The following is a 12,290-nucleotide window of genomic DNA, read 5'->3' on the forward strand; positions in this document are numbered from 1 at the left end:
TGTAAAATAAAATATTTACATAACTTTATTTATGTTACTATAGTTTATCTAAAGCGTTCTTTTGTTCATCGTTAACAATATGGGTATATAGGTCAGTAACTTGAGTGGAAGCATGACCTAGTTGGTGGCTAACTAATACTTGAGATTTTGTAGCATCATATAGCCTAGTAGCAAGAGTATGCCTTAGTTTATGAGGTGTTACACGAACCTTAAAATCCTGGGAATACTTAGCAACCATTTTCTCTACACTTGAAGCATCAATACGATTTGGCACCCCACGGTATTCTGATAAAAATAGAGCAATGTCCTGATTTTCTGCTTTGTATCTATTTTTACGGATGTCTAAATAATTAGCAAGGTAGGGCTTCGCAAAGCTAGCGACATTGACAGAGTCCCTTTTCCCCCCTTTTCGTGTGACATCAATAACCATTACATTAAGGTTAATATCCTTTAAATCTAAGTTTACTGCCTCAGATAGACGCACTCCTGAAGCTAGTAGCAAACCAATAATAGCTAAATCTCTCTCTTTATTTTTGTTGAAAAAAGCTAAAGCACGTTTGGAAAGTTTGTTTTGATATTCACAATCTATATACTCTAAGAATTCTATCGTTTCATTGCCCAAAAATAACTTTTGTTTAATATTTTCTGCCCGAGAAGCTAAAGTTTCCTTTTTCTTTTTGGTTGAGACTTTTTTCATGACATTGCGATAAAAGTAAGGCTCCCCGTCAGCATTCTCAACCTCTTCAGTAAGGTATTTGAAAAGACTAGATAAGGCAGATAGAGTTCTGTTAATGGTGGTTTGAGACACCCCATTTTGCCTTGTGTTAGCATTTAATAAAGGGCGTTCTCGTAAATATAGTATAAAAGCTTCCATATCTTTTTTAGTAAGGTTTTCTAAAACTGAAAGCTCAATTTCTGCAATGTGATGACAATTAGCAACACCAGAATCCAATAACCATTCAAGAAAACGTCTATATTCTTTTAAATATTCGTAGAGTGTTGTGAAACTATAAGGAACAGAAAGCTTTGATTGATAATATTCTAGAACATACCAAGGCATAATTTCTTTTAGTTCATCGATTTTTTCGAGTAGTAATTCACGTTTCATAATAAAATCTCCATTATATCTATAAATAGAAGTATATCATACTCTATCATAACTTTCAAGAAAATTATAGTTTTTCGGAAAGTTTAAAAGTTAAAAACAGGAATTCATTCGGTAAGTATATCAAATATCCATTCTTTATGATGATCAGTATTACTTATTATCGTTTAACATGTTTGTTATAGTAAAGACAGAGTATTTTGAGAAAACTGATTCATAATTTCATTGATTTTATCGGTATCTGAAAAGGTAATAAAGTGTACTCAATTATTTTTAATTATATTTGCAAGTTAATAACCAAAGTTAAATTCTACTTTAAAATATACTAGTTTTCTCAATATTAGATCTACTATGTCTTATAAAAATCAGAAGATTTGAAATATTTCTTTCTTTCTTGAAATTTTATGATATAATATGTCCTATATCTTTATAGAAGGTTTAGGAGGACTGGTATTATGTCTAGTTTTAATAGAAAAAAACTTAAGTTTTTGGGTATATCTTTGGCGACTCTAACAGCCACCACAGTTACCCTGGTTGCCTGTGGTAATGAGTCAAAGAACTCTGGAGATAATAAAGTTATTAATTGGTATATTCCTACTGAAATCAGTACATTGGACATTTCAAAGAATACAGATGCTTATTCAAACTTAGCTATAGGTAATTCAGGCAGCAATTTACTTAGAATTGATAAAGAGGGCAAACCAAAACCCGATTTAGCTAAAAAAGTATCCGTTTCTTCTGATGGTCTTACTTATACTGCTACACTTCGTGATAATTTAAAATGGTCAGATGGAAGCAAACTAAGCGCTGAAGATTTTGTTTACACATGGCGGAGAATAGTTGATCCTAAAACTGCATCTGAATATGCTTACTTGGCGACAGAATCGCACCTTTTAAATGCTGATAAGATTAATTCTGGAGATATTAAAGATTTAAATAAACTTGGTGTAACAGCTAAAGGCAATCAAGTGACCTTTAAATTGACAAGTCCATGCCCTCAATTTAAATATTATTTAGCCTTCTCTAATTTTATGCCTCAAAAACAATCGTATGTTGAAAAAGTTGGTAAAGATTATGGTACAACATCAAAAAATCAAATTTACTCAGGTCCTTACCTTGTTAAGGATTGGAATGGTTCAAATGGTAAATTTAAATTAGTCAAAAATAAATATTATTGGGATTCTAAACATGTTAAAACAAATAGTGTCATAGTTCAAACTATCAAAAAACCAGATACTGCAGTTCAAATGTACAAGCAAGGTCAGATTGATTTTGCTGAAATATCAGGAACTTCTGCTATTTATCAAGCTAATAAAAATAATAAAGATGTAGTAGATGCGTCTGATGCACGTACTACATCTTTATTATTTATAACCAAACTGGTTCGGTTAAAGCATTGACAAATCAGAAAATTAGGCAAGCTTTGAATTTAGCGACTGATCGTAAAGGTGTTGTTAAAGCGGCAGTTGATACAGGTTCAACTCCTGCTGAATCTCTGGTCCCTAAAAAATTAGCCAAATTACCTAATGGTGAGGATCTTTCCAAGTATACTGCCCCAGGTTATACGTATAATACAAGTAAAGCTCAAAAACTTTTTAAAGAAGGTCTTGCTGAGGTTGGTCAGTCATCTCTCAAGTTAACAATCACAGCTGATTCGGACTCTCCAGCAGCTAAAAATGCTGTTGACTATGTGAAATCTACATGGGAGAGTGCTTTGCCTGGTCTAACTGTTGAAGAAAAATTTGTTACTTTCAAGCAACGCCTTGAAGATGCAAAAAATGAAAATTTTGATGTCGTGCTCTTCTCATGGGGAGGAGATTATCCAGAAGGATCAACTTTCTATGGGTTATTCACGACTAATTCTGCGTATAATTATGGTAAATTTTCTTCTAAAGAGTATGACAATGCCTATCAAAAGGCAATTACTACTGACGCCTTGAAACCAGGAGATGCCGCTAATGATTACAAAACTGCTGAAAAAGCTTTATTTGATCAATCATATTATAACCCAGTTTATTACCTAGGGAAAAAAGGACTCCAAAATTCTAAATTAAAGGGGTTGGTAAGAAATTCAACTGGTTTGAATGTTGATTTTACTTATGCTTATAAGACAGAATAAAAGAAAAGCGTTAGGATATTTCTAGCGCTTTTCTATACCAAAAGTAACCAATGAGTTATCAAAACACTTATAATTGAGAACAATGATCCAATTAAATAATATTCGGCAAAAACCTGACTTTTAGAAATTTTATCGTAACGTGCAATGGATTTTGCAGTAAAAACAAGACCTATAGCAGCATACTGTCCTGAGATTAGTAATATAGCCATAATTAGACGCTCTAAATTACCAATCATAGCTCCTGCTCCTTCAATTGTTTCTTCATGATCTTCAGATTTTTCTTTCATTATTTTTGTTTTTTCTTGTGTTAATAATGATGATAATTCTTTAGCTTGAAATTTATTAAAGAAAATTTTAAACACAATATTAATGGGTTTGGTGATAATGATAAAAACCAGAGCTATGACAATAAAGTGCTTGATAGGCAAAAGCCAATGATTAGGCGGTAAATATGTAGGAAGCGCATGGTAAAAAACGATAATGCAAGTATAGTGGGCTAGTTGGTCTATAATAAAAGCTGCTTTTTGGAAATGCCCTTCCTCTACCCAAGGGTAACTCAATTTCTTTATACTATCAATAACAATATGACTTCCCCATATGCTTAAATTTAACAAAGTAGTTTCTGGTATCAATATCATTAAAGCTGCTAGGGGGAGGAAAACAATCAAGAGATGTCTCCAGAGTCCCCTCCAACTATGTGATTTACTATCTGCTAAGGATTGACTTTGCCACTGAAAGTCAGCTAAAAAATGTGCACAAAATAATAAAGTTAGGATTGGATTATCCCTTAAAAAATCAGAAATCATAGCTTCCCCCTTTAGTTTGAGTGCAACTTTTAACTAATAGATCGGCTGCCTGTGTTCTCGTTCTTAAGTAAATCTTCAGACCGCTTGCTTTAAGGCGTTTAGTCAGCGCACTAGGTTCAATATTTTCCAGTTGGGCTAACTTTTGATGTTGAAATTGTTCTTGATAATTATCTTGAAGTATTAAGTGCTCAAGCATTTGAAAATGGTTTGTAGTCCATTTTGACTTGATAAAATCACCAGCTGAAATGAGACTATTTAGTGTTAATTCAAGGTTTTGGTCTTCATCATCAAGGCAAATAGCTACTTGAACTGTTCCATAATCATTTTTATCATGTATATGATTAATAGCTGAGCGAGCATGCCAGTAGGCAGGACCATCAGCACCGATACTTTCATTTGAATTGATGGATGTTATAATGTTTCCTGTACCGAGGCCGAACCTTACATTAACAGGTTTTAGAGCTAGTTGAATATGGTCAATAATTTGAAATACCTTTTTTGATGGTTTCAATAAAGCTTGAAATTCATCACCAGCTGTAATAGTGAATGGAGAAATCAGCTCTTCACCATATACATCAGATAGTTCGGTCATTAGTTGCTGAAAAGACTGTTGGAAAGTTTCACGTTCAAGTATCTGTTTTGAATTAATGATATCACCGATTAATGCTAAATACATAAATATCACCACCTTTTTGTCTATTATAGCAGACAAAAATAAAAATGTCTATTTAAATAGACATTTTTATTTGCGTTTCTTCTTAGCTTTCTTCATTTTATTAGCCATACGTTTCATTGATTGTTTAGCTGCAAAGGCTCCTACTTTTCCTTTTAAGCCACCACCAAACATTTGGCTGAAGTCCATATCGCCACCTAAACTAGATAAGTCAGGCATGCCATTTTGCCCCATCATACCTTCTAAATTAGACATATCCATTCCGTCCATTCCAGGCATATCTTTAGGGAGGTTATTAGGATCAATTCCCATTTTTTTCATCATTTTATTCATATCACCGGACATCACGCCTTGCATCATTTGTTTTGCCTGGTTAAAATCTTTAATGAATTTATTAACATCAACGAAAGTATTACCTGATCCAGCAGCAATACGACGTCTACGACTTGGATTGAGGAGATCTGGATTTTCTCTCTCTTCTGGAGTCATTGATGACACAATGGCTCTTTTGCGAGCAATTTCGTTTTCATCCACTTTGAAGTTTTTCATTGCTGGATTGTTAGCCATTCCTGGAAGCATTTTAAGGAGATCTTCCATTGGCCCCATATTTTGAACTTGATCTAATTGATCAATAAAATCGTTGAAGTCAAAGGTGTTTTCACGCATTTTCTCCGCTAATTCCATTGAACGTTTTTCGTCGTATTCTTGACTAGCGCGCTCAATAAGTGTTAGCAGGTCTCCCATCCCCAATATACGGCTTGCCATACGATCGGGATGGAAAGTTTCAATATCAGTGATTTTTTCCCCTGTCCCTGTAAATTTAATTGGTTTTCCAGTAATTTCGCGTACTGAAAGGGCAGCACCACCGCGTGTATCACCGTCAATCTTTGTCAGAACAACACCACTAATGCTGAGCTGACGGTTAAATTCTTCAGCGACATTTGCAGCTTCCTGTCCAATCATGCTGTCAACGACAAGGAGTATTTCATTAGGTTGAGCTATGGCTTTGACATCATGCAATTCCTGCATAAGGGTTGCATCAATTTGTAGGCGTCCGGCTGTATCAATAAGAACATAGTCATTACGATTTTCACGAGCCTGTTCTAAACCTTTAGTGACAATCTCAACTGCTGAATGGTTAGTTCCCATATCAAAGACAGGAACATTAATCTGGCTACCAAGGGTTTTTAACTGATCAATAGCAGCTGGTCGATAAATATCAGCTGCTATCATCATAGGACGAGCATTGTCTTCTTTGATTAGTTTGTTTGCTAACTTACCGGCAAAAGTTGTTTTACCAGCACCTTGTAGACCAACCATCATAATGATGGTTGGAATTTTAGGGGATTTTTCAATTTCAGAGGTCTCAGCCCCTAATAAATCTGTTAGCTCTTCATTGACAATCTTAACAATTTGTTGCGTAGGATCTAGTGTATCAATGATTTCATGTCCAACAGCACGTTCACGAACATGTTTAATAAAGGTTTTAACAACTGGAAGAGCAACGTCAGCTTCTAAAAGAGCTAGACGAATCTCCTTGGTGACTTCTTGCACATCTTTTTCAGATAACTTTTTCTTACCACGAATATTTTTAAAAACTCCTTGCAGGCGCTCTGTTAAACTTTCGAAAGCCATAAATTATTTCTCCTCATTTAATCTCTATTATCAATGCTACTTAGAATGGAAATTTTTTCTTGTAAAAAGGCATCATCGGTATATTTTTCTAGAATGTCATCAAAAATCTGACTACGGACAATATAATCTGAATACATATGTAGTTTCATTTCGTACGCCTCAAGAATTTTTTCAGTTCGTTTGATATTATCATAGACAGCTTGTCGGCTAACACCGGATTCTTCAGCTATTTCAGCAAGGCTGTAGTCATCGGCGTAGTATAACTCGATATAATTCATTTGTTTATCTGTTAATAATGCCGCATAAAACTCAAAAAGGGCATTCATACGATTTGTTTTTTCAATTTCCATAGCTTTTATTATACCAAATTTCCTATCAGCTTGCTATATCAAGTATGCAAGACCACTTTAAAATTTAAAAGGTTAGGACTAACATGGCCTAACCTTTTACTTTTGGTAGTTTTATCTTAAAAATACTGCCTCTAGGTTTATTATCAATTACTGTAATATTACCTCGCAGTGAGTTAACGATTTGTTGAGCTAAAGAAAGGCCGAGGCCAAACCCTCCTTGTTGTCGTGTTCTTGCTTTGTCAACACGGTAAAAACGATCAAAAATTCTGACTTTATCCTCCTCTGAAATTCCTGGTCCATTATCAGCGATTTCTAAAAAGAGATACTTATCAGTTTCAGATATGGTAAAGTCAATGCTACCATCATTGTCAGTATATTTTATAGCATTATCAAATAAAATAGTCATGAGTTGTTTTAGCAGTGTCTTATCTGTTTTGAAACTATCTTGGATCATATTATGTCCAGTAAAATTTTTACCATTCTCTTGGGTGATTAGATCATAATTCTCAAAGATACTATCAAAAAGTGTAGGCTTAATAACAGCTAATTCTGGTTTGATTCCATCATCACGTCTTGCTAAGTTTAAAAGATTAGTGGTTAAAATACGCATATTTCGTACTTCATCTAGACTTGAAGCGATATTTTCACTATTTTCTAAAATGGTGGCATTCGGTTTTCTGAATAGCGTTTCTAGGCGATTTTGTAAGACAGCTAGGGGAGTACGCAGCTCGTGGCTAGCATTTTCGACAAAAGCCTTCTGTCTTTCGTAGTTTTCTATAATCGGTTTTTGTGCCCATTTAGCTAAGTAGATACTTGCTCCAATTGAAATAATCCAAAAAGTAGTCATGACAAATATAATAATTTTTTCATAGCGTTCTTTAGCATTTACTAATTGATCAATATTAACAATAGCTGTCATGTAAGTCACATTAGGATAAGCAGGGTTATTAACTTTTACGGTGACAGCATGATATGTCTCATCTTGACCAAAGATGTTGGTTAAAGTTAATTCACTAATGCCACCTAGATTTTTTTTATTAGGTTTTAAAAACTGATAGTTTGAAAATGCGTCAAAATAGTTAATGACTTCTTCTTCTGATGTAAAAAGAATAATATCAGTATTAGCTACTGTCTGACCGCCGGGTTTTAACTTGACACTTGCGATATTGGAGTTATCTAGGTAGGCAGCAGTACGTGACATAACCATATTGATGTAATTTTTAGGATGGGTACTGATATACTTTAAACTACTATCAACAGAAGAATAAACACCATAGCGCATGACTTGGAGGATGATAACAGTCATAACCAGAAAAATACCACTAAAAACTGTGAAAAAATGGATAAAATGACTATCTGAGACATTTTTTTTGAATTTACTTATCTTAATCGGTTTCGACATGCTTTAAAATATATCCTACACTACGCAAAGTTTGAAGGTTTTCTGAAAAAAGTGTTCCTTTTAATTTTTTCCGAACCTTAGAGACATAGACTTCTACAACTGAAATCGTTGTATCACTATCAAATCCCCAAATACGATCAAAGATTTGAGATTTCGGTAAGATAACATTTTGATTTTGAAGGAAATAGACTAAAAGATCAAACTCTTTACCTAAGAGCTCAACTTCTGTTTGATTAACAAAGGTTGAGTTAGTAGACATGTCTACGCGAATATCACCATAAATTAGGCTGTTATCATTAAATTTTCCAGAACGCTTTAAAAGAGCCTGAATTCGCATTTTTAGTTCTTCTAGGTAAAAAGGTTTTGTTAGATAATCATCAGCACCTAAGTCGAAACCTTGTCCCTTATCATCAATGCTTTCTTTAGCGGTCATTATTAATACAGGGGTTGTAATACCTTTTTCACGTAGCTCTTTCAACACTTGGAAGCCGTTTTTTTCAGGTAACATGAGATCTAGAAGAATCAGATCATAGACTCCACTTTCGGCTTCGTAAAGACCCTCTTCTCCATCAAAAATTTGCATGACATCGGCAAAGTCATCAAGGAAATCAAAAACGGAATTGGAAAGACTCAAGTCATCTTCAATTAATAAAATTTTTATCATAGTATATCCTTTCGATGTACATATTTTATCTGAACTATTAATATTAGAATACCAAACTTTGCTTAATAAATCCTAAATAAAGTATGTTTTATGTCAACTAATTTCATGACACAGACAAAGAAATAGAGATTGAATAATCCATCAATCTCTATTTGAGTTTATTAGATATATTTTTTGATAGTATTGATAACTTCTTCTTTTTGCTTCGTGATTAAAAGGACACGAGCAGAAATTTCTTTAATTCCCATTGAAATATTACGGCTAATCGCCATATCGCTTAATTGAGGCTCGAAAAAGTTTTTATATTGTTCAAGGCGTTCTTCTGTTTTGAAACTACTTGAGGGATAAATCACAAATTTATCAAAACTCATATCACCACCTAGAGTTGCTTTGATCCATTCCCAGTTTTCTTGGGCCCACTCCCAGACACTTTCTTGTGTAAAAGAATTTTTAAGGAAAGTAGCATACCAACTCATAGCTAAGTCTTGTGGTTTCACAATATCTTTATTTTTCCAATCTGACAATAATTTCTTGAGTGTCTTGCTATCTGTAGTATGAGATAAAGCACTCGCTAGTTGTCGTTTGAAATTCCCATCGGTAGTAGTACTATAAGTCTCTAATAACAAGTGGCTAAGTTCTTTGGATTCGAAATGCTTCATTTCATTGGTAAGAACTAACAGGCGAATTGCAGCTGGTATAGCAGCGATATTATTTTCGTGGGCTTTAAAAATATGGTGAGCTTCTTCAATAGCATGTTCATTATCTGAGTAGAGAGCAAGGCTTAGGGATAGATGACGGACCATTTCGCTATCATCTCCTTCTCCTTCTCTTTTTTCAAAGCCAAGTCTATTAAAATTAAATGCTGATAATTTATTAACAAATTCTTTAAAGTCGAATTCATCTTGGCTATCTTCCTGGACGAATAAGGATAAACCATCAATAACACTCTTAATAGCAGAGTTAACAAGATATGATGTCTCTTGGCTCAAAAGAGAGACTAAAGGTATTAAACTACTATATGAAATCATACCACTTTCAGCAAGTAAATGACGTTCTTGTACAATTTGTAGTTTAGAAATGTTATCCATAAGAGGAAGATCAGAAATGATATGCTCTATGAGTTGACCTTGATAGTTAGTAATGTAATGTGCAGTATTTTCAGTATTGAAACGCAGTGCACCATTTTCTTTGTTCTTTTCAGCTAACTGACTAAAATTGGGGATTACTACCGTTTCCTCGGTTAATATCTCTGGGATTCCTTCCCAATTACTATTAAGAGGAATTTGCCACAAGCGAGACTTATCTTCGTGTTCACCAATAAAGAATTGTTTTTGAGTTAAAATGAGCTCATCTTCTTCTATTTTGGCTGCCATCACAGGGTATCCTGGTTGCTCTAACCAAGAATCCATGAAAGCTGCAACATCTTTTCCTGAGGTTTGAGAAAGTGCATTCCAAAGGTCACGACCAATAGTATTTTGATATTGATGTTTTTCAAAATAAATTTTTAGTCCTGCGGCAAAATCTGTATCGCCTAACCAGCGACGTAACATGTGCATGAGGCGGCTACCTTTTGCATAAACGATAGCTGGATCAAAAAGTGTGTTAATTTCATCAGGATGATTGACCTCAACGTGAACAGATTGGACGCCATCTGTGGCATCACGCTTAAGAGCTAATGGTAGACCACCTGTTTGAAAGTCTTCAAATATATTAAGTTTTGGTTCAATATAATCAATTGATACATATTCCATCATATTAGCAAATGATTCATTTAACCATAAATCATCCCACCATTTCATAGTAACGAGGTTACCAAACCACTGGTGAGCTATTTCATGTGCTACAACTAATGCTACTTGCTGACGGCTGGAAACACTAGAGTTCTCATCTACTAAAAGATAGACTTCACGATATGTTACTAATCCCCAATTTTCCATAGCTCCAGCAGAAAAATCAGGTAGAGCAACGTGGAGTGACTGAGGAATAGGATAACGTACACCAAAGTAGTCCTCATAAAACTCAATAACACGCACAACGATATCTAAAGAAAAATCTAATTCATTTAACTGATGGGCTTTTGTGGCATATGAGCCAACAAGAGTGCCGTTTTTGGTATGTGTTGTTTTACCATGCAATTCCCCCAAGGCAAAAGCTAATAAATATGAGGACATTTTAGGTGTGGTGTCAAATGTCCATAAACCTGTTTCTTGACGTTGTTCAGCATTGATTTCCGGCATATTTGAAAGAGCAATCTCTCCTTCTTTTTGATCGAATTTTAGGCTCAAATCAAAGGTTGCTTTTGCTTCTGGTTCGTCAATACTTGGGAATACTTCACGAGCAAAATGACTTTCAAATTGTGTGGAGATAACCTCTTTTTTGATGCCATTAACTGTATAGTAAGATGGATACATACCTGTCATATTATCGGTAATGTGACCGCTGAATTCAAAGACTAATACCATGCTACCAGTTTCATGCAATTGAATATGCATAGCTTCATTGTCTTCATCTAGTTGGAAATCTAATGGTTGATTATCTAATAAGACAGATTTAATGGTTAACCCTTTTTGGTGAAAAGAGATATTGTTATCTAAGGCTTCGCCAGACACAGCAACGTTACCTGAAAAGGTTTTAGTTTGACGATTAATATCCAAGAAAAGGTTATAGTTTTCAGGGACAAATTTGGTAACAAAATGTTCTACAGTTTTCATATAACTCCTAACTAATTCAGAAACATTTGAAACATTACTAGTCCTGTATGGGCTAGAAAAGATAGAAAAGCTGTAACAAGATAGTTACAGCTTTTCTATCGCACGAACTATACTTACAATTACCACTCTACAAGCAATAATTATATCATAACTCGATAATTTTTCCAGTTTTTAAATAAACAATCCATTCACAGATATTTTTGCCATAATCTCCAATTCGCTCCAAGTGCATCAATACTTGGAAGTATTCTTTGGCGGCAAATGCTACGTCAGGATGCTTTTGAATTGTTTCAACTACCATTTTTTGGATATCACGGAAGTAATCATCAACTATTTCATCCATTGCTGCTACTTCGTAAGCTTTTTCATCATCACCATTGATATAAGCTGTTAAGGCTTCTTCAAGCATGTTTTTAACTGCTTTTCCCATATTATTGATTTCTAATTCTACTGCTGGGATTCTTTCCTCGCCCTTCATACGGATGGTTGCTTTTGCAACTGCTGCTGCATGGTCTCCCATACGCTCAACATCACTAGTAGCTTTTAAAACGGTAATAACGGTGCGTAAGTCTTGTGATACAGGCTGCTGGAGTGCAATAATTTCCAATGATTTTTTCTCTAACTTCGTTTCAAAGTTGTTAAGCGTTACATCATCTTCTATCACTTCTTTAGCTAACTCTCGATCATGACTGACAAAAGCACGAACTGTTTTTTTGATTTGTCCGATAGCTTCAATTCCCATTGCATAGAATTGGTTATGCAGTTTATCTAATTCTTCATCAAATTTTGATCTTAACATATTGTATTCTCTTTCTGATCTTATTA

Annotated in this window: 9 protein-coding genes and 1 pseudogene; 1 reads left to right on the top strand and 9 read right to left on the bottom strand. The window is 34.5% G+C overall.

What is annotated here, in order from left to right; all coding sequences use genetic code 11:
• Positions 1-37 precede the first annotated feature (37 nt).
• Entirely contained in the window at positions 38-1,108 is a 1,071-nt protein-coding gene (gene xerS / locus EGX96_RS10285; RefSeq protein WP_000817932.1) for a tyrosine recombinase XerS, read from the bottom strand.
• A 452-nt stretch (positions 1,109-1,560) separates the two neighbouring features.
• Here xerS and EGX96_RS10290 point away from each other — a divergent pair.
• Positions 1,561-3,224 (top strand): annotated as a pseudogene (locus EGX96_RS10290) (peptide ABC transporter substrate-binding protein).
• A gap of 32 nt (positions 3,225-3,256) precedes the next feature.
• On the opposite strand, the gene EGX96_RS10295 reads toward EGX96_RS10290, so the two are convergent.
• From EGX96_RS10295 to phoU, 8 genes are all read right to left on the bottom strand, one after another.
• Entirely contained in the window at positions 3,257-4,030 is a 774-nt protein-coding gene (locus tag EGX96_RS10295; protein ID WP_000622398.1) for a DUF3307 domain-containing protein, read from the bottom strand.
• Positions 4,020-4,706 carry a SatD family protein gene (locus EGX96_RS10300; RefSeq protein WP_000280308.1) on the bottom strand — a complete coding sequence of 229 codons (687 nt, stop codon included), beginning with the start codon at positions 4,704-4,706 and terminating at the stop codon, positions 4,020-4,022. The genes EGX96_RS10295 and EGX96_RS10300 overlap by 11 nt, the downstream gene beginning before the upstream one ends.
• 66 nt (positions 4,707-4,772) lie before the next feature.
• Complete coding sequence (ffh, locus tag EGX96_RS10305) at positions 4,773-6,338, bottom strand: signal recognition particle protein (RefSeq protein WP_000863589.1); 1,566 nt, start codon at positions 6,336-6,338, stop codon at positions 4,773-4,775.
• Between the two features lie 17 nt (positions 6,339-6,355).
• Positions 6,356-6,688, bottom strand: coding sequence for a putative DNA-binding protein (locus tag EGX96_RS10310; RefSeq protein ID WP_000402075.1), 333 nt, complete (start codon positions 6,686-6,688; stop codon positions 6,356-6,358).
• Between the two features lie 88 nt (positions 6,689-6,776).
• Entirely contained in the window at positions 6,777-8,090 is a 1,314-nt protein-coding gene (locus EGX96_RS10315; RefSeq protein ID WP_000042580.1) for a sensor histidine kinase, read from the bottom strand.
• Positions 8,074-8,754 (bottom strand): response regulator transcription factor, encoded by a 681-nt coding sequence (locus tag EGX96_RS10320; RefSeq protein ID WP_000590620.1) that lies wholly within the window; start codon positions 8,752-8,754, stop codon positions 8,074-8,076. Before EGX96_RS10320 ends, EGX96_RS10315 begins: the two co-directional genes overlap by 17 nt.
• A gap of 161 nt (positions 8,755-8,915) precedes the next feature.
• A complete protein-coding gene (locus EGX96_RS10325; RefSeq protein ID WP_000859380.1) occupies positions 8,916-11,465 on the bottom strand; it encodes a M1 family metallopeptidase in 2,550 nt (849 codons plus the stop codon).
• A 145-nt stretch (positions 11,466-11,610) separates the two neighbouring features.
• Positions 11,611-12,264 carry a phosphate signaling complex protein PhoU gene (gene phoU / locus EGX96_RS10330; protein ID WP_000946330.1) on the bottom strand — a complete coding sequence of 218 codons (654 nt, stop codon included), beginning with the start codon at positions 12,262-12,264 and terminating at the stop codon, positions 11,611-11,613.
• Between the last annotated feature and the right edge of the window lie 26 nt (positions 12,265-12,290).

The organism is Streptococcus sp. FDAARGOS_520, from assembly GCF_003812685.1.
GTDB classification, from domain to species: Bacteria; Bacillota; Bacilli; order Lactobacillales; family Streptococcaceae; genus Streptococcus; species Streptococcus agalactiae.